The 22,267-nt window shown below is 69.5% G+C and carries 22 protein-coding genes; 14 read left to right on the top strand and 8 right to left on the bottom strand.

All coding sequences use genetic code 11. The features are described from left to right. The first annotated feature begins 11 nt into the window (after positions 1-11). From ACQEVY_RS40375 to ACQEVY_RS40385, 3 genes are read left to right on the top strand one after another with little or no spacing between them, the layout of a single operon-like run. A complete protein-coding gene (locus tag ACQEVY_RS40375) occupies positions 12-989 on the top strand; it encodes an NADPH:quinone oxidoreductase family protein (RefSeq protein ID WP_432954847.1) in 978 nt (325 codons plus the stop codon). Beyond that, positions 986-2,167 carry an acyl-CoA dehydrogenase family protein gene (locus tag ACQEVY_RS40380; RefSeq protein ID WP_432954849.1) on the top strand — a complete coding sequence of 394 codons (1,182 nt, stop codon included), beginning with the start codon at positions 986-988 and terminating at the stop codon, positions 2,165-2,167. The genes ACQEVY_RS40375 and ACQEVY_RS40380 overlap by 4 nt, the downstream gene beginning before the upstream one ends. Beyond that, positions 2,164-3,276: an acyl-CoA dehydrogenase family protein gene (locus tag ACQEVY_RS40385; RefSeq protein ID WP_432954850.1), complete on the top strand. Its 1,113-nt coding sequence runs from the start codon at positions 2,164-2,166 to the stop codon at positions 3,274-3,276. Before ACQEVY_RS40380 ends, ACQEVY_RS40385 begins: the two co-directional genes overlap by 4 nt. A gap of 79 nt (positions 3,277-3,355) precedes the next feature. Here the strand turns inward: ACQEVY_RS40385 and ACQEVY_RS40390 are convergent, their stop codons facing one another. Both ACQEVY_RS40390 and ACQEVY_RS40395 read right to left on the bottom strand, forming a co-directional pair. After that, on the bottom strand, positions 3,356-4,306 hold the full coding sequence (locus tag ACQEVY_RS40390; protein ID WP_432954852.1) for a phosphotriesterase family protein: 951 nt from the start codon (positions 4,304-4,306) through the stop codon (positions 3,356-3,358). 164 nt (positions 4,307-4,470) lie between these two features. After that, a complete protein-coding gene (locus tag ACQEVY_RS40395; RefSeq protein WP_432954853.1) occupies positions 4,471-5,175 on the bottom strand; it encodes a GntR family transcriptional regulator in 705 nt (234 codons plus the stop codon). A gap of 295 nt (positions 5,176-5,470) precedes the next feature. Here ACQEVY_RS40395 and ACQEVY_RS40400 point away from each other — a divergent pair, with 295 nt between their 5' ends. From ACQEVY_RS40400 to ACQEVY_RS40445, 10 genes are all read left to right on the top strand, one after another. Further along, positions 5,471-6,250, top strand: a complete 780-nt coding sequence (locus ACQEVY_RS40400; RefSeq protein ID WP_432954854.1) for a sugar isomerase domain-containing protein — start codon at positions 5,471-5,473, stop codon at positions 6,248-6,250. Then, the gene (locus ACQEVY_RS40405; protein ID WP_432954855.1) at positions 6,247-6,939 is read left to right on the top strand and encodes an SDR family NAD(P)-dependent oxidoreductase; all 693 of its coding nucleotides are present in this window, start codon (positions 6,247-6,249) and stop codon (positions 6,937-6,939) included. The genes ACQEVY_RS40400 and ACQEVY_RS40405 overlap by 4 nt, the downstream gene beginning before the upstream one ends. Continuing rightward, positions 6,936-8,264 (top strand): FAD-dependent oxidoreductase, encoded by a 1,329-nt coding sequence (locus tag ACQEVY_RS40410; RefSeq protein WP_432954856.1) that lies wholly within the window; start codon positions 6,936-6,938, stop codon positions 8,262-8,264. The genes ACQEVY_RS40405 and ACQEVY_RS40410 overlap by 4 nt, the downstream gene beginning before the upstream one ends. A 184-nt stretch (positions 8,265-8,448) precedes the next feature. Further along, complete coding sequence (locus ACQEVY_RS40415; RefSeq protein WP_432954858.1) at positions 8,449-9,420, top strand: ROK family protein; 972 nt, start codon at positions 8,449-8,451, stop codon at positions 9,418-9,420. A gap of 425 nt (positions 9,421-9,845) precedes the next feature. After that, positions 9,846-11,522 carry a glycoside hydrolase family 13 protein gene (locus ACQEVY_RS40420; protein ID WP_432954859.1) on the top strand — a complete coding sequence of 559 codons (1,677 nt, stop codon included), beginning with the start codon at positions 9,846-9,848 and terminating at the stop codon, positions 11,520-11,522. A 52-nt stretch (positions 11,523-11,574) separates the two neighbouring features. After that, entirely contained in the window at positions 11,575-12,930 is a 1,356-nt protein-coding gene (locus ACQEVY_RS40425) for an ABC transporter substrate-binding protein (RefSeq protein WP_432954861.1), read from the top strand. 10 nt (positions 12,931-12,940) lie between these two features. Further along, positions 12,941-14,320 (top strand): carbohydrate ABC transporter permease, encoded by a 1,380-nt coding sequence (locus ACQEVY_RS40430; protein WP_432954863.1) that lies wholly within the window; start codon positions 12,941-12,943, stop codon positions 14,318-14,320. Further along, entirely contained in the window at positions 14,317-15,237 is a 921-nt protein-coding gene (locus ACQEVY_RS40435; RefSeq protein ID WP_432954865.1) for a carbohydrate ABC transporter permease, read from the top strand. Before ACQEVY_RS40430 ends, ACQEVY_RS40435 begins: the two co-directional genes overlap by 4 nt. A 331-nt stretch (positions 15,238-15,568) precedes the next feature. After that, the gene (locus tag ACQEVY_RS40440) at positions 15,569-16,429 is read left to right on the top strand and encodes a phosphatidylinositol-specific phospholipase C/glycerophosphodiester phosphodiesterase family protein (RefSeq protein ID WP_432954866.1); all 861 of its coding nucleotides are present in this window, start codon (positions 15,569-15,571) and stop codon (positions 16,427-16,429) included. A 123-nt stretch (positions 16,430-16,552) separates the two neighbouring features. Continuing rightward, the gene (locus ACQEVY_RS40445; protein ID WP_328773183.1) at positions 16,553-16,747 is read left to right on the top strand and encodes a hypothetical protein; all 195 of its coding nucleotides are present in this window, start codon (positions 16,553-16,555) and stop codon (positions 16,745-16,747) included. 31 nt (positions 16,748-16,778) lie between these two features. Here ACQEVY_RS40445 and ACQEVY_RS40450 read toward each other — a convergent pair whose 3' ends face one another. The 6 genes from ACQEVY_RS40450 to ACQEVY_RS40475 all read right to left on the bottom strand — a co-directional run bounded on the left by ACQEVY_RS40450 (position 16,779) and on the right by ACQEVY_RS40475 (position 21,513). Further along, positions 16,779-18,020 carry a phosphodiester glycosidase family protein gene (locus tag ACQEVY_RS40450; RefSeq protein ID WP_432954868.1) on the bottom strand — a complete coding sequence of 414 codons (1,242 nt, stop codon included), beginning with the start codon at positions 18,018-18,020 and terminating at the stop codon, positions 16,779-16,781. Between the two features lie 82 nt (positions 18,021-18,102). Continuing rightward, positions 18,103-18,462 (bottom strand): DUF779 domain-containing protein, encoded by a 360-nt coding sequence (locus ACQEVY_RS40455; RefSeq protein ID WP_432954870.1) that lies wholly within the window; start codon positions 18,460-18,462, stop codon positions 18,103-18,105. Between the two features lie 129 nt (positions 18,463-18,591). After that, positions 18,592-19,419 (bottom strand): class I SAM-dependent methyltransferase, encoded by an 828-nt coding sequence (locus tag ACQEVY_RS40460; protein WP_432954871.1) that lies wholly within the window; start codon positions 19,417-19,419, stop codon positions 18,592-18,594. A gap of 72 nt (positions 19,420-19,491) precedes the next feature. After that, positions 19,492-20,664: a GTP-binding protein gene (locus ACQEVY_RS40465; protein WP_432954872.1), complete on the bottom strand. Its 1,173-nt coding sequence runs from the start codon at positions 20,662-20,664 to the stop codon at positions 19,492-19,494. A 5-nt stretch (positions 20,665-20,669) separates the two neighbouring features. Beyond that, positions 20,670-20,840, bottom strand: coding sequence for a 50S ribosomal protein L32 (rpmF, locus tag ACQEVY_RS40470; protein ID WP_432954874.1), 171 nt, complete (start codon positions 20,838-20,840; stop codon positions 20,670-20,672). Positions 20,841-20,943: 103 nt separating this feature from the next. Beyond that, entirely contained in the window at positions 20,944-21,513 is a 570-nt protein-coding gene (locus ACQEVY_RS40475; RefSeq protein ID WP_432954875.1) for a hypothetical protein, read from the bottom strand. A 480-nt stretch (positions 21,514-21,993) separates the two neighbouring features. Between ACQEVY_RS40475 and ACQEVY_RS40480 the strand changes: the two genes are divergently transcribed. Continuing rightward, positions 21,994-22,191 carry a ferredoxin gene (locus tag ACQEVY_RS40480; RefSeq protein WP_432954876.1) on the top strand — a complete coding sequence of 66 codons (198 nt, stop codon included), beginning with the start codon at positions 21,994-21,996 and terminating at the stop codon, positions 22,189-22,191. The last annotated feature ends 76 nt before the right edge of the window (positions 22,192-22,267 follow it).

Genomic DNA, 22,267 nt, shown 5'->3' on the forward strand with positions numbered 1-22,267 from the left:
GGAGGCCCCGCATGCAGGCATGGCAAGTGCACCAGAACGGTGAGCCGGGCGAGGTGATGCGGCTCGAGGAGGTGGAGCGGCCGGTGCCCGGCGAGGGCCAGGTGCTGATCAAGGTGCGTGCCGCGAACATCAACTTCCCGGATGCTCTGCTGTGCCGCGGGCAGTACCAGATCAGGCCGCCGCTGCCGTTTACGCCCGGCGTGGAAATCTGCGGTGAGACTGAGGACGGGCGGCGGGTCATCGGCAATCCCGCCCTGCCGTACGGCGGCTTCGCCGAGTACGCGGTCGCGGACGCGGCGGCCGTACTGCCCGCACCCGAGGCGCTCGACGACGCCGAGGCCGCGGCGCTGCACATCGGCTACCAGACGGGATGGTTCGGTCTGCACCGCCGGGCGGGTCTGGAGGCCGGCGAGACGCTGCTCGTCCACGCTGCCGCTGGAGGGGTCGGCAGCGCGGCCGTGCAGCTCGGCAAGGCCGCGGGCGCCACGGTCATCGGGGTCGTCGGCGGGGCCGACAAGGCGGACGTGGCACGGGAGTTGGGGTGCGACGTCGTCGTCGACCGGCGCGCCGAGGACGTCATCGGCGCCGTGAAGGAGGCGACCGGCGGCCGGGGCGCTGACGTGATCTACGACCCGGTCGGCGGCGAGGCGTATGCGCAGTCCGCCAAGGTCGTCGCCTTCGAAGGGCGGATCGTGGTGGTCGGCTTCGCGAGCGGGTCCATTCCCAGTCCGGCCTTGAACCACGCCCTGGTGAAGAACTACTCGATCATGGGCCTGCATTGGGGCCTCTACAACACCAAGAACCCGAAGCTCGTCCAGCGCTGCCACGAGCAGCTCACCGAACTGGCCGCCCGCGGCGCGATCAAGCCGCTGGTCAGCGAGCGCGTGGCGATGGGCGGTGCGGCTGCCGCTGTGCAGCGGGTCGCCGATGGGGTCACCACCGGTCGCGTTGCCGTCATTCCTGGTCTCGCTGAAGGAGGAGCGGCATGACTGACGCCACCGAACTGCGGGATCGTACGCAGGAACTGCTGGCCGCTCACCCTCCCGCCACCACCGAACGCCTCGACTTCCTCAAGGCCCGCTTCGACGCCGGACTCGCCTGGGTGCACTACCCGGAAGGCCTCGGCGGACTCGGCGGTCCGCGCTCCCTCCAAGCCGTCGTGGACGCCGAGTTGGAGGCCGCGGGCGCTCCCGACAACGAACCGCGGCGCATCGGTATCGGCCTCGGCATGGCGGCGCCGACGATTCTCGGCTTCGGTACGGAGGAGCAGAAGCGCCGTTTCCTCAGGCCTCTTTGGGTGGGCGAGGAGGTCTGGTGCCAGTTGTTCAGTGAGCCGGGCGCCGGGTCCGACCTCGCCGCGCTCGGCACGCGGGCCGTACGGGAAGGCGACAGCTGGGTCGTCAACGGGCAGAAGGTGTGGACGTCCAGCGCCCATGTCGCCCGTTGGGCCATCCTCATCGCCCGTACCGACCCGGACGTGCCCAAGCACCGCGGGATCACGTACTTCATCTGCGACATGACCGACCCAGGCGTCGAGGTACGGCCGCTGCGCCAGATCACCGGCGAAGCCGAGTTCAACGAGGTGTTCCTCACCGATGTGCGCATCCCCGATAGCCACCGGCTGGGGGAGATCGGCGACGGCTGGCGGGTGGCGCAGACGACGCTGATGAACGAGCGCGTGTCCATCGGCGGTATGCGCATCCCGCGCGAGGGCGGCATGATCGGCCCCATCTCGAAGACCTGGCGTGAGCGCCCGGAGCTGCGCACCCACGACCTTCACCAGCGGCTCCTCACCCTGTGGGTGGAGGCCGAGGTCGCCCGTCTTACCGGCGAACGGCTGCGCCAGCAGCTCGTCGCGGGCCAGCCCGGCCCCGAGGGCTCCGGACTGAAGCTCGCGTTCGCCCGCCTCAACCAGGAGATCAGCGGCCTTGAGGTCGAACTCCTCGGCGAGGAGGGCCTGTTGTACGACGACTGGACGATGCGGCGGCCCGAACTCGTCGACTTCACCGGGCGCGACGCCGGCTACCGCTACCTCCGCTCCAAGGGCAACAGCATCGAGGGCGGGACCAACGAGGTCCTGCTGAACATCGTCGCCGAGCGCGTCCTGGGCCTGCCCGCCGAGCCGCGCACCGACAAGGACGTCGCCTGGAAGGACCTCGCCCGATGACGGATCTGCTGTACTCGGAGGAGGAAGAGGCGCTGCGCGCGGCCGTACGCGACCTCCTTGCCGACCACTGCGACCCGGCGGACGTGCTCGCTCGCGCGGAGTCCGGCACACCCTACGACCCCGAGCTGTGGAAGGCCCTCGCCGACGGCATGGGCCTTGCGGGCCTGCTCGTCCCGGAGGCTCTGGGCGGCCAGGGCGCCACGCACCGCGAAGTCGCCGTGGTGCTCGAGGAGTTGGGCCGCGCGGTCGCTCCCGCGCCCTATCTGACGAGCGCCGTCGTCGCCACGGAGGCCCTGCTCGCTTTCCCCCACTCTCGGCTTCGCTCGAGCGGGGGGACCCCCACCGCCGATGACCTCCTCGGCGAGCTGGCGTCCGGGCGGAGGATCGGCGCCCTCGCCGTCGCGCTGAACGTCGCTCCCGGCGCCGCCTACCGGCTCGTACGACATGAGAACGGCGCCCTGCACGGGGAGTTGACCGGCATCGCGGACGCGGCCGTCGCCGACGTACTGCTGGTGCCCGCGGACGACGGCGGCCTGTACGCGGTGGAGGCCGACGCCGTGACCATCAGCCCTCAGGTGTCCCTGGACCTGACTCGGCCGGTGGCGACGGTGGTACTGGACGGCGCGCCCGGCCGGCTGCTGGGGGATGCCGAGCCCGCCGTACGACGCGGTCTGCGGGCCGGAGCCGGACTGCTCGCCTCCGAGCAACTGGGCCTCGCCGACTGGTGCTTGACCGAGACGGTCCGCTATCTGAAGGACCGTAAGCAGTTCAACCGGCCCGTCGGCGGCTTCCAGGCGCTCAAGCACCGGCTCGCCCAGCTGTGGCTGGAGGTCGTCAACACGCGTGCCGCGGTGCGCAACGCCGCCGACGCGCTGGCCACCGGGAGCACGGACGCGGATCTGGCGGTCGCGCTCGCCCAGGCGTACGCGGCACCCGTCGCGGTCCACGCCGCCGAGGAGGCAGTGCAGTTGCACGGCGGGATCGGCATGACGTGGGAGCACCCCGTGCACCTCTACCTGAAGCGGGCCAAGGCCGACTCGATCGCGTACGGAACGGCCGGCCGCCATCGCGAGGCGCTGGCCGAACTGGTTGACCTGCCGGCACCCTGACGTACACCTGTTTACACCTGTGAGAAGCCCGCCCCACCTGGGGCGGGGCCGGCGGCGCGGCTGCGGCTCGGTGCTGCCCTCACACGGCGGGTGTCTCTTTGCCCAGGAGTGCCTGAGGGGCGTACCTCAAAACGGTCTCGACCGCCTCGTCGCCCAGGCGCCGGCGCAGCCGCGGGACGAACTCCCGGCCGAGTACGTCCATTCCCGGCCCGCCGCCGTACGCGGTGAGCGAGGACTTGCGTCCGACGTCGGTCCCCAGGCAGACGTGACCCAGCTTGCCGGCCTCGGCCATGCGCTCGATCAGGTCGAGGACGACGGAGTCCGGCCGGTACTTGATCCGCCCGATCGTGTCGTAGACGAGGTGGGCGCCGCGGGCGATCAGGTCGAGATGGAGTTCCGGATCGGGGTTGCGGTCGGTGTGGGCGAGCAGAACCCGCCCGGCCGGCAGGCCGTGCTTGTCCAGGAGGTCCAGGGCGGCGTGCGCGGCGGTCCCGACCTCGGTGTGGACCGCCACGGCCACGCCTGTCTGCCGGGCCGCCGCAGCTCCCGCGGCGAACCAGCGTTCCTCGTGGCGGTCGATCCGGTGGTACGAAGCCCCGAGCTTGATGACGCCCGCCTTGTGAGGGCTGGGGACGGGGCGCGGAAAGTCCCAGTCGTGGCTGTCCATGCCGGTCCGGAGGTCGTCCAGGAGTACGTCGAGAAGCATGGCGTCGTCGGCGTGGCGGGCCCAGTGAGCGGCCGGGTAGTGCGCGCTTCGGTGGAAGCCGGTCGCGGCCACGACATGGACGGCGCTTGTGCGGGAGACCTCGGCGAGCTGGACGGGGCGGCGTCCGAGGCCGACCGGGGTCAGGTCGACGACGGTACGGATGCCGCTCGCCGCCACGCGCAGGAGTTCGGCCGCCGCTTTGCCGGTGTCGAGGAACTCGTCACCCGGGTTGACCGGGGTACGCAGGAAGACGTGCTCGTGGGCATCCACCGCGCCGAGTTCGTCAGCGGCGACAGGGCCCAGGACTGTCTCGACGACAGGCATGCTGTTCTCCTTCACGATGCCGACCCTCCGACCGGGTGTCGGGGGCCCACCCTGGCTCGGGCAGGGGGAGCCGGGCGCCACGACCGACAGTTGCAGCCGTGGTACTGGTACCGGCGGTCATGACCGGTGGCCGGGACCGACCGGCCAGGCCAGGTCGGAAGCGCCTAGGCCAGTTCGATGTGGAACACGAAACGGGAACCCGCATAGCGGGATTCGGTGAGTTCGACGGGTGTGCCGTCGCCGGTCGTGATCAGTCGGCGCTCGACGAAGATGGCCGCCCCGACGGGCAGTTCCAGCAGGGCGGCGTCGTCCTCGGTGGCGATGGCCGCTATCTGCGTTCCGGTTGCCCGGGAGGGGGCGAAACCCTGCTCGGTGAGGGCCTGGTGCAGCGAGCCATGGGCCAGGTCCTCGCGCAACAGCCAGGCACAGGACGGTGGCAGCACGACGTTCTCGATCGCCATCGGCTGGTCGTCGGCCAACCGCAGCCGCCGTACATGAACGACGTTGGACTGAGGAGCGAGTCTGAGCGCGGTGGTCTCCTCCTGGCTGCCCACGCGCAGTTCACTCGCCAGGACGGTCGACGACACGGTCATGCCGCGCAGGGCCATCTCCTCGGTGAAGGAGCGGAGTTTGCCCATCTGGCGGTGGACCTGCGGTTCCCCCACGAAGGTGCCGACTCCGGAGATCCGGTAGATCGCACCCTCGGCGACCAGACGCTGGGTCGCCTGCCGGACGGTCATCCGGCTGACTTGGAACAAGTCGCACAGTTCCGCGTCGGACTCGATCTGATCCCCGGGCTTCAGCCCCGCGATCCGGCCGCGGATGTGCCGTTCCACTGCTTCATGTCGCGGCATGGGCCGCCGAGCCACGGTTTTCCTCCCTTTGTCTGTACCGGTTGGCCCCCGCTGTCTATAGCGATAGGCGCCGCTGCTGTCTATACCGGTATGCCCCCGCAGCATAGGCCGTTCCCTCGGCGCGCGTCCACACCAGTGCCGCTCGGCTGTAACCAGTGATCAACCGGTACAGATGCTTGACGTTCTGCTGGTCGCCGCTCTAGCGTCCAGAGGTGTTCTACCTGTCTAGACTTATGAGTCGCCGGAGGTCGTTCCACAGGAGCGCCCTGTCTCCGTCCGTCTCCACCCTCGTACCGAGAGGTATCTGCACGTGTCATCGTGGATCCGTACCGCAGTCGGGATCGTCGAGCAGATTGCCGAGTCCCAGGCCGACGCCGTCGAGGCCGCGGCTCAGATCGCCGCCAGGTCGATCGCCGCCGACGGCGTCGTCTACACCTTCGGCACCGGTCATTCGCGCATGCCGGTGGAGGAGATATTTCCCCGCTACGGCTCCTATCCCGGCTTCCAGCCGCTGGTGGAGCTCTCGATGACGTTCCACACCCAGGTGGTGGGGGCCAACGGACAGCGGCAGGCGATGTTCATCGAGCGCGTCGAGGGACTGGCCGACCAGATCCTGGCCAACTTCCGGCTGCGTCCTTCGGACAGCATGTTCATCTTCAGTGTCAGCGGGCTCAACGCCGTCCCCATCGAGATGGCGATGGGCGCGAAGAAGGCAGGGCTGCCGGTCATCGCGGCCACCTCGCTGCAGGAGACGAACGCCGCCGAACCACGGCATCCGAGCGGCTCCCGGCTCGCCGACCACGCCGATGTGGTGATCGACCTGGGATCGCCGGTCGGCGACGCCATCTGCCACGTCGACGGCCTGGACGTTCCCGTCGGCCCGGTGAGTACCTTCACCGCGATCGCCGTGGTCAACGAGATCAAGGTCCGGGTCGCCGAACTGCTGGCCGAGCGGGGCGCCATGCCGCCGGTCATCACCAGTTCCCGCCTGGTCGGCGCGGACCGCAGCAACGAGCTGTTCGAGGGCGCCTATCTCGAATTCGCCCGCCGCTCCGCCGCCGCTCTGCGCACCGCGGACGGCGCGCCGTGAAGCGGCTGCTGGTGGCCGGCGCTCAGGGCGGGATCGGTGCCGCGTGCGTCAACGCGGCGCGCGCCGCCGGTGCCGAAGTCTTCGAGGCCGACCGCGACACGCACGACATCACCGTATCCGCGGGTGCCGATGCGGCCGTGGCGCGAGCTGCCGAGGCCCTGGACGGTCTGGACGGCATCGTGCACGCGGTGGGCATGTCCGGCCGGCGTCTCGGCGACGGGCCGGTGGACGAGTGCGGCGACGAGGCATGGCGTGAAGTGCACCGGGTCGATCTCGACTCGGTGTTCTACCTGTTGCGTGCCGGCATACGGCGGCTGTCCGGCTCGGGCGGGTCGATCGTCGTGATCGGCTCCGCCCTGGCGAGCACGCTCGACCAGGACTTCCTCACCGCGGCCTACGCCAGCGCGAAGGGCGCCCTGGTTCCCCTGGTGCGCTCGGCCGCGTTCACCGGTGCCCCCAAGGGGGTGCGCGTCAACATCGTCGCGGCCGGCCTGGTGGACACCCCGATGGCCGCCCGTGCCATGACCGATCCCGCGATCCAGGACCGATTGCCGCGGCTGATGCCGCTCGGGGCGCGGGCCTGCAGCCCCGAAGAGATCGCCGACACCGTCATGTGGCTGCTGTCGGACTCTTCCTGCCGCACGACCGGCGCGGTCGTCCCCGTAGACGGAGGGTGGCACCTGAGGTGAACGGCACACGCGTCAACCAGGCGGAGGCCGAGCGCCATCCGCTGCTGTGGGACGGTGATGTGGTGGTCGTCGGCGGAGGCTCGGCGGGCTCCGCGGCAGCCGTCGCGGCCGCCCGACGGGGCGCCTCCACCCTGCTCGTGGAGGGTGCCGCTCACCTGGGCGGCACCGGGGTGAGCGTCCTGGACACCTTCTACGGCTTCTACGCGCCCGGCACGGGGGAGCGCGTCGTCGGCGGCGTGGGCTGGGAAGTGTGCCAGGAGCTCACCGATCGCAAGGCGGCCTTCGAACGCCCCAACACCTACGGCGCGGGCACCGGCATCACCTACGACCCCGAGACACTCAAGCTGGTCTGGGACGAACTCACCGGCAGGGCCGATGTGCGGGTCCTGTTCCATGCGCGTGCGTCACGGGTGGTGATGGAGGGTCAGGACGTTGTCGGGGTGGTCGTCGAGACGGTCGCCGGCCCCGGATTCGTACGGGCCGGGGTCGTCGTCGACGCCAGTGGTGATGCCGACATCGCCTGGCGCGCGGGGGCTGCGCTGGAGCGACCCGCCGAGGACCGTGTCGTGCAACCGCTCACCCAGACCTTCCGGCTCGCCGGAGTCGACGCCGAGGCGACGTCGACGGCGGAGCTGCACCGCCTGATGGCTCTGCACGCCGACTCGGGAGCGTACGAGCTGCCCCGGCGCGAAGGTTCTGTCCACCGGACCACCGAACCCGGGGTCGTCCACACCAACGTGACTCGCGTGAGCGGCATCGACCCGACCGACCCCTGGCAGCTTTCGGCAGCCGAGCAGGAGGGGCGCCGCCAGGTCGTCGAGTACACGCGGTTCCTCGTCGAGCAAGTGCCGGGATATGAACGGGCTTTCCTCATCGCCTCTGCGCCGCGGATCGGCGTGCGGGAGAGCCGCCGTCTGATCGGCGAGTACGTCCTGGGCAAGGAGGACGTCCTGAGTGCCCGTCAGTTCGATGACGCCATCGCGCGCTGTGGCGCTCCGATCGAGGACCATGCCGCCGGACAGCGGACGATCTGGCAGTACGTCGGCTCCGGTGACCAGACGCCCACCGGCCGCACTTACGGTGTGCCCTACCGATGCCTGCTTCCCCGTGGCGTTGACGGTCTGCTCGTCGCAGGCCGGTGCCTGTCTGCCACCCACGACGCCCACGCCTCCGTCCGCTCCATCGGACAGTGCATGGCGATGGGGCAGGCCGCCGGGACCGCGGCGGCCCTGGCGGTCTCCGCCGGATGCCGGCCCCGCGACGCGAACATCGTCGAACTGCGTGAGCAACTCGCAGCCGACGGCGCCCTGATCGGACCCGACTGACCGTCTCTGCATAAAAGGCTAGACAGGTTGTGCGTGAGCCGCTGACCAACTCAAGGTCGATCGTGGCGACTCAAATCAGTCAAGGTTTCTGATTCTTTACGTCTCAACTGATTGACTGGACGATTTGCGCGCCTTAACTTCCCGTTAAGTCTATACAGGCAATACTGATCCATCAGGAGATCGTATGGTCGCGACCAGGGGCGGTCCTCGCCCCGAAGGGTCCGCCCTTGGGGTGGACATCGGGGGCACGAACATCAAGTGGGTGCACCGTGCCGGCGCGGTCGTCGTCGCGCGAGGCACGCTGCCCACACCGGCCGCCGGTCCCGCGCAGGTCGCCGCCACCATCGCCGAACTCGTGGGCGCGCGCACCGCCGAGGCCATCGGCGTGGCGCTGCCCGGCCATCTGAGCCCGGACCTGCGCTCCACCACCACCATTCCGAACATCGACGGCGAGTGGCACGGCTACCCGCTTGCGAACACGCTCGAACGCGCGACCGCGAAGCCCGTCCTGCTGATGAACGATGCACGCGCCTTCGCCTCGGCGGAACTCGCTCTGGGCTCAGCGCGCGGTCACACCGACGTGGTGTTCATGACCATAGGCACCGGGATAGGCGGTGCGATCGCCCTGGGCGGCAGCGTTCTGCGCGGGCCCGGCGACAGGATCGGCGAAATCGGGCACATGACCGCCGTGCCCGGCGGAAGTCGCTGTGCGTGCGGAGCCCGCGGCTGCCTGGAGGCGGTGTCGGGCGGGCGGGCGCTGTCAGTCGCATGGTCCCGCGTCCTCGCCTCGCGCGGGACCGCGGACCAGGACCGGACCGCGACACCCGAAGACCTGGTCCAGGCCGCCCAGTCAGGCGACACCACGGCCCGGGAGATCCTCGATACCGCCGCCACGGCAGTAGGTACGGTCCTGGGCAGCGTGCTGACCCAGCTCGGTCTCTCGACGGTCGTCGTCGGCGGTGGCGTGGCGCCGGCCTTCAGCGTGATGCGACCGGCCGTCGAACTGGCACTGCGCGACCGTCGGCGACTGATCGGACCGGTGACGTTCCTGGCCGCCGCACTCGGCCCGTACGCCGGCGCGATGGGAGCGGCGCTGAACGCCACGGTGCAGCCCCTCGCCGTCGCTTCGGCACTGCCTCGGTTATCCGTGATCTGACGGCCCCTTAGCACCCTCGGCGAGCGGCGCGATCGGCGGACCGCCCTTCCTCCGCATCGGCGGGTGTCGCGTCGGCGAACGGCGTTCCGGCCTCACGGGCGGGCATCGCGCCGGCGAATGGGCTTCCGTCCTCATCGGGGGCCTCACACCCGGCGACTCTGCTTTGCCCTGCGAACGAAGCCGAACGAATCCTTGCCCGTCAGCCGTCAGCCGTCAGCCGTCAGCCGTCAGCCGTCAGCCGTCAGCCGTCAGCCGTCAGCCGTCAGCCCCACCTGCCAACCGGCCTCCCCATCCGCATCTCATCTGCATCCCATCCCCTCCCAACGCGCCTTCCGCGGCGCGGGATCCGGCGCCCAGTCGGCCGGCCGTCGCCCTTCCCGCTCGGCGGCCGGTTTCCATCACGCCCAGCCCAGGACGGTTTCCCGATGATCGACGCGTTCGTCGACGACGGCTCGGTACAGAACGAACCGCGCCCCTCCGAGCGGCCAGAGCACACCGCACGACAGCAGTGGTGGCGCACCGCCGTCATCTACGAGGTGTACGTCCGCAGCTTCCTCGACAGCACCGGGGACGGCATCGGCGACCTCGCCGGTGTCCGCGCGGGCCTGCCGTACCTCAAGCGACTCGGTGTCGACGGCATATGGCTCAACCCGTTCTACCCCTCGCCGCAGTACGACCACGGCTACGACGTCGCCGACTACTGCGACGTGGACCCGGTCTACGGAGACCTGGACGAGTTCGGCCGCCTGGTGGACGACGCGCACCGACTCGGGTTCAAGGTGCTCATCGACATCGTCCCCAACCACTGCTCCAGCCGCCACCCGTGGTTCCTGCAGGCCCTGGCCGAAGGCCCGGACGGCGGTCCGGGCAGATCCCGCTTCCACTTCGCGGAGGGCCGGGGTGCGGGCGGCGAACTGCCGCCCAACAACTGGCACTCCATGTTCGGCGGACCCGCCTGGACCCGCGTGACCGAGCCAGACGGCACGCCGGGCCAGTGGTACCTGCACCTGTTCGGGCCGGAACAGCCGGACTTGAACTGGCGTAACCCCGAAGTCGGCGGCTACTTCGGGCAAGTACTGCGGTTCTGGCTGGACCGTGGCGTCGACGGGTTCCGCATCGACGTGGCCACCGGCCTCTTCAAGCATCCCGCACTGCCGGACTCCCCGGACCCGGCAGCCGACGCGCGCGCCCGGGACACGGTCAACCCCCTGGCGTGGAACCAGCCCGAGACCCACGGTGTCTGGCGCACCTGGCGCGCCATCTGCGAGGAGTACGCCGCACGGGACGGCATCGACCGGCTGCTCGTCGGAGAGGTGTCCGTGCGCACCCCGGCCGAGCAGGCCGCCTATGTCCGCCCGGACGAGCTCCACCAGGCGTTCTTCTTCCACATGCTGACGGCCCCCTGGGACGCCGCCACCTTCCGCCGGGTCATCCAGGACGCGCTGCGGGACATAGCCGACACCGGGTCGACCATCACCTGGGTGCTCAACAATCACGATCAGGTCCGCACCGTCACCCGGTACGCGGCCTCCGCGCGCGCTCGCGCCGCCGCGCTGCTGATGCTCTCCTTGCCCGGCGCCGCCTACATCTACCAGGGCGAGGAGCTGGGCCTGCCGGAGGTCGTCGACCTGCCGGACGAGGTGCTCACCGACCCGATCTTCCATCGCAGCGGCAGCCGCGTGGGCATCCGGGACGGCTGCCGCGTACCGCTGCCGTGGTCGGGGCACATGTCCCCGTTCGGGTTCACCTCGGGCGAAGGCGTCGCCAAGCCGTGGCTGCCGCAGCCCGAGTGGTTCGCGGAGCACACCACCGAGCGGGGCATGGCCGATCCCGATTCCTTCTGGCATCTGTACCGCGACGCGCTGCGGTTGCGCCGGAGCCTGCCGTCGCTCGGCAACGGGACGCTGCGCTGGCTGGAGTCTCCGCCGCAGGTCCTGGCCTTCGTCCGCGGTGACGGTCTGGTGTGCGCCGTCAACTTCGGCGACGTCCCCTGTCCCGCCCCGGTCCACGGCACACCGCTGCTCGCGAGCGGTCCCTGCCCGCCCGGCACTCTCCCTGGCAGCACTGCCGCCTGGTGGGTGGCCGACGGCCTCACGGGCTGACCCGCTGTCCGTCGCAACACGTTCCGTCCGTCTTTCACAAAGGAGTGACCCAATGAATGGCAGAGCGGCAGTACTGACGGCCGTCGCCGTCCTGATGATCGGGGCCGCCGGGTGCGGCTCCTCGGACAAGGACGCCTCCAGCGCCCCCGCGACCACCGGTGCGGGCGGCGCCTCCACGTTGGACCTGCCCAAGCTCGACGGGCAGAAGCTGCAGGTGGCCGGCGTCTGGACAGGCGCCGAGCAGAAGAACTTCCTCAAGGTACTGGCCCGCTTCGACGAGTTGACGGGGGCAAGCACCACCTTCGTGCCCACCGGCGACAACGTGTCGACGTTCGTCGGCAGCAAGATCCAGGGCGGCTCTCCGCCGGACGTCGCCCTGCTGCCCCAGCCCGGCGTGCTGCAGCAGTTCGCCAAGGAGGGCTGGCTCAAGCCGCTCCAGCCCGCCGTGACCAAGGAGCTGGACCAGAACTACAGCAAGGCCTGGCGCGACCTGAGTACGTACGAGAGCAAGCAGTACGGCGTGTTCTTCAAGGTCACCAACAAGTCCTTGTTCTGGTACAACACGGCGATCTGGGAGCAGGCCGGACTGACCACCACCCCGACCACCTGGGATCAACTACTCAAGGACGGTCAGACACTCTCCGACTCCGGCACCCCGCCGTTCTCCATAGGCGGCGCCGAGGGCTGGCTCGTGACCGACTGGTTCGAGAACATCTACCTCAGCCAGGCCGGCCCGGCCATGTACGACAAGTTGACGAAGCACCAGATCAAGTGGACAGATCCATCGGTGACCAAGGCGCTGACCACGCTGGGCCAGATCTTCGGCAGGCCCGATCTGATGGCCGGAGGCACACGCGGCACGCTGCAGACCGACTTCCCCACCTCGGTCGGCCAGGTCTTCTCCGACCCGCCCAAGGCCGCGCTGGTCTACGAGGGCGAGTTCATCGCGACCAACATCACCCAGGAGACCACGGCCAAGGTCGGCACCGACGCCAAGGTCTTCCCCTTCCCGTCCGTGGACGGCGGCAAGGCGCCAGTGGTGAGCAGCGGCGACGTCGCGGTCGCGCTCAAGGACGGCGAAGGCGCGCAGGCGCTGATGCGCTTCCTGGTCTCCCCGGAGGCCGCGGAAATCGCCGTACAGCAGGGCGGTTTCCTGTCTCCGAACAAGGCGGTCGCCTTCTCCAACTACCGCGACGACACCGTGCGGGGCATCGCGAAGAACCTGATCAAGGCCGGCGACAACATCCGGTTCGACATGTCCGATCAGGCGCCGGCCGCGTTCGGCGGAACCAAGGGGCAGGGGGAGTGGAAGGACCTGCAGGACTTCCTCGCCAAGCCCTCCGACGTCGCGGGCGCGCAGAAGCAGCTCGAAGCGGACGCCGCGAAGGCGTTCGCCAAGGCCGGCTGAGGCAGCCGCCATGTCACAGACCCTTTCCCCTCCGTCCCCCGCCGCCCCCGCGGCGGCGGGGGCACCCGCCCGCCGCAGGAGGAGGACGTTCCGAGGCCGTAGCTGGATCGCGGTCTTCTTCCTGCTGCCCGCGCTGGTCCTTCTCGGCGCACTCGTGGTGTATCCGATCGTGTGGTCGGTGGTACGCAGTCTCTTCGGTCCCGACGGATTCGCGCACTTCGTCGGGCTCTCCAACTACACCGACGTCTTCACCGACCACCAGACCCTCACCGCCATCAAGAACAATGCGATCTGGGTCGTGGTCGCACCCGTCGCGGCCACCGGACTGGGCCTGATCTTCGCCGTGCTCACCGATCGGATCCGCTGGGGCACGGCATTCAAGCTGGTCGTCTTCATGCCGATGGCCATCTCCATGCTGGCCGCCGGCATCATCTTCCGGCTGGTCTACGACCAGGACCCCGGCAAGGGCGTGGCCAACGCAGTGGCGACCGGCGTCCACGACACCTTCTTCAAGGCATCGGCGTACCCCGGGGCCCACCCCCGGGTGGCGGGCCCCGGCAGCGGCACCCTGGCCGGGCCGGTCGGCGGCCCCTACACGAGCAGGCCCGTCAGCGCCGATGGCGGTCCGGCCACACTGCCACTGGTCGGTGTGCAGCCCAGCACGCTGACCGGCGCGACGCAGGCCGCTCCGCCGAGTTCCTGCCCGCAAGGTGCGTTGTGCGGCACGGTCTGGCTGGACTTCCAGCCGGGCGGCGGCACCCCCGGAAAGATCGACAAGGGGGAGAAGGCACTGTCCGGCGTCCGGGTCGAGGCCGTGCGTGACGGGGACGTCATCGCCACGGCGACCGCCTCCAAGGACGGCACCTTCGCCCTGCCCGCGACCCGGCTCGACGCCTCACCGGTTCAACTGCGCCTGCCCACCACGAACTTCACCGAGCAGTACGCGGGTGTCAACTGGCTCGGCCCGACCCTGGTCACCTGGTCGATCATCGGTGCCTACGTCTGGATGTGGACGGGCTTCGCGATGGTCCTCATCGCCGCCGGGTTGGCCGGGATTCCCCGGGAGTTGCTGGAGGCCGCACGTGTCGACGGCGCGCGGGAGTGGCAGGTCTTCCGCCGCATCACGGTGCCGCTCCTGGCGCCGGTGCTGGGCGTCGTCCTGGTCACGCTGGTGATCAATGTGCTGAAGATCTTCGACTTGGTGTACGTCATCGCGCCCGGCGCCAGCCAGCAGGACGCCAACGTACTGGCCCTGCAGCTCTATCTGTCCTCCTTCGGCGGCGGCAACGACCAGGGCACGGGCAGCGCGCTCGCCGTGCTCCTGCTCGCCCTGGTGGCTCCGGCCATGTTCCTCAACATCAAGCGGTTCCGAAAGGAGAGGTCACGATGACAACCCTTCAGACCGCCCAGGCCGGCCAGACCGACGCCACCGTCCCCGCTGCCTCCGGCCGCCCGGGTCCGGGAGCTGCCGCCCGCGCGGCGCGTCGGCTCGTCGGCGGATCCACACGTCTGGTCCTGCTGGTGGTGGCCATGTTCTGGCTGCTGCCCACCGTCGGCCTGCTGCTCTCCTCGCTGCGCGGGCCACTGGACATCGGGTCGTCCGGCTGGTGGACCGTGCTCACCAAGCCCGCGCAGCTGACCCTGCACAACTACACCAGCCTGATGGACGACCCGACGATCACGCATTCGTTCCTGAACAGTCTGCTGATCACTGTCCCCGCCACGCTGCTGGTGGTGGTTGTCGGCTCACTCGCCGGGTACGTCTTCGCCTGGGTCGAATTCCCAGGCCGGGACTGGGTTTTTCTGCTCATCGTCGGCCTGCTCGTGGTCCCCCTGCAGGTTGCGCTGGTGCCCATCACCAGCCTGTTCGGGGATCTCGGAATCTTCGGCAGTATCGTCGGCGTCGTCCTCTTCCACGTCGCTTTCGGCCTGCCGTTCGCGATCTTCCTGCTTCGGAACTTCTTCGCGGGCATCCCGCGCGAACTGCTGGAGGCCGCCCGTCTCGACGGGGCGGGCGAGTTGTGGCTCTTCGTCCGGGTGGTGGTTCCGCTCGGCGGGCCGGCGATAGCCTCGCTCGGCATCTTCCAGTTCCTGTGGGTCTGGAACGACATGCTCGTCGCGCTCATCTTCGCCGACGCGGATTCGGCTCCGCTCACCGTGGCCCTGCAACAGCAGACCCGCCAGTTCGGCACCAATATCGACGTCCTGTCCTCCGGGGCCTTCCTCTCCATGATCATCCCGCTGGTGGTCTTCTTCGCCTTCCAGCGGCAGTTCGTCAGCGGCGTCATGGCAGGAGCGCTGAAGTAAGCCGCTCGTGCCCGCGTCTCCGGGCCCGGACCGGACAACTGCCCGGTCCGGGCCCGGAGACGCGAGGCCTTCCAGACCCTGCCCCAGAGGGCCGTACCGCCAAGTGATGGTGACCTGCGCCGATCCCTGGGAAGCGCCTCGGGAAGCGCCTATGGAGGCGGGCCTTTTCCAATTTCTTTGTGGGGATGGGCGTTGTCGCGCCCGATGCTGCGCCGAAGTGAACGCACAGCGGCAGTCCAGCCAACTTCCCACACGGCACTGCTGCTTGGCACCCGAGGGACCGCATACTCGCTGAGGCTCCACGTATGGCAGACCCTCAGGGAGGCAGAACATGGCCCTCACCACCCGTCGCAGAGCGCTCACCACCTTCGCCGCCGCCCTCGCCGGCTCGGTCGCCGTGCCCGCGTACGCGCAGGCGAGCGAGCGGCAGCACGGTCCGCGCCCGCTGTGGCGTGCCCACGCGCACAACGACTACCTGCACCCCAGGCCCCTCTTCGACGCCCTGGACCACCGGTTCGGCAGCCTCGAGGCCGATATCTTCCTCGTCGGCGACCAGCTTCTGGTGGCCCATGACGCGGTCGATCTCGACCCGGCCCGCACCCTCGAGTCGCTGTACCTCGAGCCGCTCGCCCGCCGTGTGAAGGCCAACCACGGCTCGGTGTACCGGGGTTACCGCAAGCCGATCCAGCTCCTCATCGACCTCAAGACCGAGGGCTCCTCGACTTACCTCGAGCTCGACCGCCATCTGCGCCGCTACAAGCACCTGTTCACGACGTACGCGCACGGGCGGGTGTTCCCCGGCGCGGTCACCGCCGTGATCTCCGGCGACCGTGCGGCCCGTATACCGATGGAGGCCCAGAAGGTACGGCGCGCCTTCTACGACGGCCGTCTCGCCGACCTCGGCGGCGCGGCGCCCGCCTCCTTCATCCCGCTGATCAGCGACAACTGGAACCTCAACTTCACCTGGCAGGGCACCGGTCCCTTCCCCGAAGCCGAGCGCCAGAAGCTGCGGAGCATCATCGCGACCGCCCACCAGCGCCGTCAGAAGGTCCGCTTCTGGGCCACGCCCGACCTGGCGGGCCCGGCCCGCGACGCGCTCTGGGGCGAACTCCTCGCCGCCGACGTCGACTACATCAACACCGATGATCTCGCGGGGCTCGAGAAGTTCCTCGACGCCAACAGGCGGGCGTAGCCCAGCGCTTGCACAAGCAGTCAACACACGATCGGCGGACACGTCAGCCGCCTGGACGAACCTCCCGCTACGCCACACTTGCGGCCGAAAGCCGCGATGTGGGCGTGGCGGAGGAGGTTGACGATGGCCATTTCCATCTCTGTGGTGCTGCTGCTCTTTGTGCTGGCGGTGATCTTCATGCGCACCGGCGCGCTGAAGATCCCGCACGCCCTGGTGTGCATCCTGCTCGGTTTCTATCTCGCGAGCACGAGCATGGCGCCGACCATCCACGATGGCATCTCGGCGACAACGGACATGGTCAGCAGCCTGAGGCCCTGAGCACTGAGGCCCCGGCAGGGCTCGCAGCCGCCTACGGCCGGGAGAACACACCGATCCCGTTCGGCACGGGGCGCTCGGCTCCGGCGCTGGGATGGTTGCGTACGCTCACCGCGGCCGCACCGGGCTCCCGGGCGACCAGCGTCGAGGACCCGCCGCCGTCCAGACTGAAGGCGTCGACGGAGCCCAACTGCCGCATGATGGCGGCCACTTCGGCGATCGTAAGACCGGTACGGAACTCCGGCGCACCGTCCAGCGCGAGCAGCGTCAGGCGTTTGCCGCCGTCCGAGATGCCCGCCGCGGTACGCACCGCCGCGGTCGCGTTGTCGAGACCGGCGAGCGGCTGACCACTCCTCAGGACCGGGTAGCCGCCCACCACGAAGCGGTACGGAATCTTGGACGCGGCCGCGACGAGGCGGTGCGTCACCGTGACTCGTTCGCCCAGCGACACCTTCCGCAACTGCTGGGCGCCCGCCTCCCGGCCGACCAGGACCGTGGTGCCGGCCGCGATCGGACCGCTGCCGGGCATGTCGGCACGGGACACGACGCGGCCGTCCTTGACCGTCACCTCATGGGTGTCCGCACTGCAGGGCGCCGCCCGTTCGGTGTCCGTGCCGCAGGTGGCCCGCACCCGGGAGACACGGCCCCAGTCCGAGGTGAACGCGCCGACGGAACCAACCGGCAGCGCGTACTGGTTGAGCCCGCCTAGCGGCAGCCGTGCCCCACTCGTACGGACCGAACCGTCGAGAGCCATGCTGTCGAGGCGGGCCCGCCCGTCGATGCCCACGCCCAGCACATCCTTCGTGCTCCTACCAGGCGGGAGAGCGGGACCGAACCGCTGACCGTCCGGAACCGCCGCCTTGAGCGTGCGCCCGCTAGCGATCGCCGGACCGACGGACGCGCCCGTCGCCTCGACCCCCGGATGCTGGGTCTCGGTGATGTTGAAGAAGTCGCCGTTGACGCCCGCGACGGCGCCGCGCGCGTCGGCCAGTTGAGAGATGGGGGCGCGGGCCGCCACCGCGCCGGGGTACATGAGGTCGACACCCACTCGGGGATCGCGGAGATCGACGCTCAGCACATGTGCGTGAGCCGGCCCCTTGGCTGCTGGAATGTCGAATTCCGAGTACGTCACGCCCGGCGCGATCGGGACCCGGGCCACCGAGGGCGTGGCGCCCTCCACACCGCTGGCCGGTGCCGCCCCCACCAGGGCGGCACCGGCCAGCACACTCCATACCGCGAGAACCGTCAGCACGGTTCTGAATCGTCCGCGTCCCATACCGCCCCCTGATGGTTCCGACGTCTCCTCAAAAAGCCCAGGACACGGCGGAGTTCACCACAAAGCGGTTGACGTGACGATGCTACGTACCGACGAGACGCGAACGGATCAGAAAACGCACCCCTTCGGGCGCCTCCAGCGAGAAGCCGCTGCCCCGCCCCTCCACCACGTCGACGATCAGCCGGGTGTGACTCCACACCTCGTACTGACTCTTCGACATCCAGAACGACACCGGCTCGTCGACGCCGTCGACGGTGAGCGAGGCCAGCAGCACATCGGAGTCGCCGGTCCGGAACTCGCCCTCCGGGTAACACATGGGCGCACTGCCGTCGCAGCAGCCACCGGACTGATGGAACATCAGCGGGCCATGAGCAGCACGGAGGTGACGCAGCAACTTGGCAGCGGCGGGCGTCAACTCCACGCGCGCGGCGGGTGAGTTCACCGTGCATCACTCCTCAGCGCTTGCCGGTGCGGGGGCGGTGACTGAAGTCAACCACCGGTCCCGTTGCAAGAAGGTTGCACGGGGAGAAGTGACGTACGGGGGAGTGGCCGTTCTCTCGGACCGGTTCCGTCAGGGCAACTGGAGCAGGGTCATCCAGTACTCGTCCACCGCGGGCAGTCGCTGTTCGGCGAGACCGGCGAGCATCTCCTGGTACGCGGAGGGCAGCTCCTCGTGCAGCCGCGGCGGCAGGCTGGTGAGCCGGTGGGAGGCGAGGATCCTGGAACCCGGCCGCCAGTCGGCGAGTTCGGCCGGGTCCGCGCAGGCCCAGCGCATCCGGGCCTCGACCTTGCTCAGCGCGTCATGCTCGTCCTGGGCGCCGACGATTCCGGGCCCGGCGCTGTCCAGGGCCAGCAGCGAGCCGGGGAACCGGTCGGCGATCAGGTCCACGACATGCCGTACGTCCTGCTCGTCCAGGAAGGGCAGCACGGCTTCGGCCGCGAAGAGGTACGGGCCCGTGGACCCGGCGGTAACAGTGTCGGCCCACGTGGCGTCAGTGACCGAGGCGGCGATCATCGTGCGGCGTGGGGTGTCCGTGAAGAGGGTGCGGCGCAGTTCGATCACGTCGGGCAGGTCGAGGTCGAACCAGCGGGCTTTGTCGTTGTCGACGCGTTCGTAGCGGGTGTTGAGGCCGACGCCGAGCTCCACCACCGTGCCGGTGGGGTTTTCGGCGAGGAAGTCCGTCACCCATCGGTCGAAGAGGGAGGTGCGCAGTACGGTGCCGACCAGGCTGGGCAGGTTCTCGAAGCGCGTGAAGTCGTAGTCGATCGACGCGACGATCTCCTCGGCCCGCGCGTCACGCAGGGCCGCTTCCTTCTTGCGGTTCTCCACCGCCCGGCCGTACAGCGGGATCAGCAGGGTCTCCTGGACCGTGCCCAGGCGTACATCACGCTCGGTCATGCCAACCTCCCAGATCACTGTCCGAACCGGGCCGGGCGGCGCCGTGGCCGACCACCGCCCGACCCGGAATCTTCAGGCTCCTGCTACGAGTTCAGAGTGCTCGTGCTCGCAGGCATCGTCGATGCCGTACGTGTCCCAGGCGGGGAACGGATCGACGGGCGGTGTGCTCTCGCCGTCCCTCATCAGGCAGTCGGCCAGCGCCGCCCGCAGCGCCTCGGCGTGCAGCCCGGTGCCGATGAACACCAGCTCCTGGCCGGAGGGGCTCTCCGCGCCGAGGGCACCGGAGGGCTCGAAGCGGGCGACGGAACCGGCCTGCGACCACAGACCCGTCACCTGCGGGCGACTCGCCAACCAGAAGAAGCCCTTGGACCGCAGGACCTGCCCGAAGGCCCCGCTGTCCAGCTCCTCGGTGACGAACGTCCACAACCGCCCCGGATGGAACGGCACTTGAGAGCGGAAGACCGTGGAGGAGATGCCGTACTCCTCGGTCTCCGGGACATGGTCGCCGTTCAGCTCCATGACCCAGCCCGGCGCCTGCTGGGCGCGATCGAGGTCGAACAGGCCGGTGCCGAGTACCTCGCCCACGTTCACCCGGCCGTGCGCGACGGGAACGATCCTCGCCACGGGGTTGAGGCGGGTGAGGGCCGCGCGGAGCCGGGCCGCGCTCTCGTCGTCGACCAGATCGAGCTTGTTCAGCACGATGACGTCGGCGAACTCGATCTGGTCCATCAGCAGATCGCTGACGGTGCGTTCGTCGTCCTCGTACTGGTCGAGGCCCCGCTCGGCGAGCTCGTCGCCGTTCGCCAGCTCCGGCAGGAAGTTGGCGGCGTCGACGACCGTGACCATGGTGTCGAGCCGGGCCAGATCGCCGAGTACGGCTCCGTCGTCGCGGGCGAAGGCGAACGTGGCGGCGACCGGCATCGGCTCGGAGATGCCGCTGGACTCGATGAGGAGATAGTCGAAGCGGCCTTCGCGGGCCAGCCGGTCGACCTCCTCCAGCAGATCGTCGCGCAGCGTGCAGCAGATGCAGCCGTTGGTCAGCTCGACCAGGCGTTCCTCGGTGCGCGAGAGGGCTGCCTCGCCGCCGCGTACGAGGGCGGCGTCGATGTTGATCTCGCTCATGTCGTTGACGATGACCGCGACGCGCAGTCCCTCACGGTTGCCGAGGACATGGTTGAGCAGGGTGGTCTTGCCCGCGCCGAGAAATCCGGACAGCACGGTCACGGGCAGCCGGTCGTCCGCCATGCCGGTCAGTCCTCGGGGTGCAGCAGGCCGCGTTCGTACGCCTTCACCAGCCGCTGCGGCACCTGGTGGACGGTCCCCTCGATCGTGACCGGCACGAGCTGCGGGGTGCTGGCCTTCCACTGGGCGCGACGGTGACGGGTGTTGCTGCGGGACATCTTCCGCTTGGGAACGGCCATGGGGTCCTCCTTGGTGAGCGAGCGACCCAGACGCTACATGAAAATGGATCCCATTACGAAATGTTCCGCCAGGGACGGCGGGCGGGCGCAGTGAAAGGACGCCTCAGCCCGAGACGAGGCGGAGGATCGCGGTGTTGTCGGGTCCCGACAGCATCTGCAGCGCGACCGTGCCGGCCTCCTTCTCGGGTCGCCCCGCGGCCCCTCCGCACTGGGTCCCGCTGCCGTTCTCGTAGAAGTAGGTGACGCAGCCGCTGCCCTTGCCGCTCGCCGAACCGCGGGCCGAGCCGCCGTTCTTGCTGGTGCCGTGAGTGACCTTGTAGCCGACCTCGTACTCGCCGACCTTGGTCACGGACAGCTTGGCGGGGCCGTCCGGGATCTTGATGTCGAACGTCACGGGCTTGGACACCGCGATCTCGCAGTTGCCGTCGGCGCAAGCGCCCGTGTCGGTGCCGTCCGCCGCCGTCACCGTCGGGGACGGAGACGGGGACGGCTTCTTCGGGGAGCTGTCGGCGGGGGAGGCCGGGGACTCGGTGCCGCCCGCCCCCGCGGCCGCATCACCGGATTCCTCGCCAGTGCCGCCACCACAGCCGGCCACGCTCAGCAGGGCGAACGTCGCCAGCAGCGCAGAGCCCGCCAGCCGTCCCGTACGTCCAGCCGTGGTCAGCCTCGTCATGGTGTCCCCATCCCTTTCGCGTCTCATCAGAGAGCAGGCGGCGAGTCTATTGAGGGGCCACCGGGAGGGGTCCCGAACGGCCGCTCGGGCGACCGGTATTGGGGTCGTTTGTTCCTTTCCCTTACTCCGGGTGGTATGTCTGTGCCGCTGTGGCTCGGGTGCCTGCGCGAGGGCGCTCGCGAGTGATCTGGATCACGTCAGCTTTCTGTCAGGGGACTGTCCGGGAGGTGTCAGTTCGGTCCGGTTCCATGTGGGCATCGAGGCCTGTGGCCACCGTGTTCCGGGTCTTCGATCCGATCCCTTCGGAGCCCCCACCACCGAGGAGAGACATGGCCGACACCGCGACCGGTTGTCCCGTCCAGGCGAGCGGGCCGCTTCCCGAGTATCCGATGGCCCGGGCCGCGGAATGCCCGCTGGCGCCGCCTCCCGCCGTGGAGCCCATGCGAGCGGAGAAGGGGATCAGCGCAGTAGGAAGCAACCATGCGTGTGGAACTGGACGAGCCGAAATGCGTGGCGTCGGGGCAGTGCGTCATGGCCTCGCCGGATGTGTTCGACCAGAGGGACGAGGATGGCGTCGCCGTCGTGTTGGCCGAGACGCCTGACGACGAGCTCTTGGATGAGGTGCGCGAGGCCGTGTCTGTCTGCCCGGCTGCGGCCATTCGGCTGGTGGAGGAGTGAGACAGCTCCTGGCCGCAACAGACGGTCGGATATCGGCCAACGGCGCACCGTACGACGGTAATTGCTCACGGATAGC

The organism is Streptomyces sp. CA-288835 (assembly GCF_050936385.1).
Lineage (GTDB): Bacteria > Actinomycetota > Actinomycetes > Streptomycetales > Streptomycetaceae > Streptomyces.

Bases quoted from the DNA above. Each gene is read 5' to 3' on its own strand.
- ACQEVY_RS40375 (WP_432954847.1), top strand. From the start codon at position 12: ATGCAGGCATGGCAAGTGCACCAGAACGGTGAGCCGGGCGAGGTGATG.
- ACQEVY_RS40380 (WP_432954849.1), top strand. From the start codon at position 986: ATGACTGACGCCACCGAACTGCGGGATCGTACGCAGGAACTGCTGGCC.
- ACQEVY_RS40385 (WP_432954850.1), top strand. From the start codon at position 2,164: ATGACGGATCTGCTGTACTCGGAGGAGGAAGAGGCGCTGCGCGCGGCC.
- ACQEVY_RS40390 (WP_432954852.1), bottom strand. From the start codon at position 4,306: ATGCCTGTCGTCGAGACAGTCCTGGGCCCTGTCGCCGCTGACGAACTC.
- ACQEVY_RS40415 (WP_432954858.1), top strand. From the start codon at position 8,449: ATGGTCGCGACCAGGGGCGGTCCTCGCCCCGAAGGGTCCGCCCTTGGG.
- ACQEVY_RS40420 (WP_432954859.1), top strand. From the start codon at position 9,846: ATGATCGACGCGTTCGTCGACGACGGCTCGGTACAGAACGAACCGCGC.
- ACQEVY_RS40425 (WP_432954861.1), top strand. From the start codon at position 11,575: ATGAATGGCAGAGCGGCAGTACTGACGGCCGTCGCCGTCCTGATGATC.
- ACQEVY_RS40430 (WP_432954863.1), top strand. From the start codon at position 12,941: ATGTCACAGACCCTTTCCCCTCCGTCCCCCGCCGCCCCCGCGGCGGCG.
- ACQEVY_RS40435 (WP_432954865.1), top strand. From the start codon at position 14,317: ATGACAACCCTTCAGACCGCCCAGGCCGGCCAGACCGACGCCACCGTC.
- ACQEVY_RS40440 (WP_432954866.1), top strand. From the start codon at position 15,569: ATGGCCCTCACCACCCGTCGCAGAGCGCTCACCACCTTCGCCGCCGCC.
- ACQEVY_RS40445 (WP_328773183.1), top strand. From the start codon at position 16,553: ATGGCCATTTCCATCTCTGTGGTGCTGCTGCTCTTTGTGCTGGCGGTG.
- ACQEVY_RS40450 (WP_432954868.1), bottom strand. From the start codon at position 18,020: ATGGGACGCGGACGATTCAGAACCGTGCTGACGGTTCTCGCGGTATGG.
- ACQEVY_RS40460 (WP_432954871.1), bottom strand. From the start codon at position 19,419: ATGACCGAGCGTGATGTACGCCTGGGCACGGTCCAGGAGACCCTGCTG.
- ACQEVY_RS40465 (WP_432954872.1), bottom strand. From the start codon at position 20,664: ATGGCGGACGACCGGCTGCCCGTGACCGTGCTGTCCGGATTTCTCGGC.
- rpmF (WP_432954874.1), bottom strand. From the start codon at position 20,840: ATGGCCGTTCCCAAGCGGAAGATGTCCCGCAGCAACACCCGTCACCGT.
- ACQEVY_RS40475 (WP_432954875.1), bottom strand. From the start codon at position 21,513: ATGACGAGGCTGACCACGGCTGGACGTACGGGACGGCTGGCGGGCTCT.
- ACQEVY_RS40480 (WP_432954876.1), top strand. From the start codon at position 21,994: ATGCGTGTGGAACTGGACGAGCCGAAATGCGTGGCGTCGGGGCAGTGC.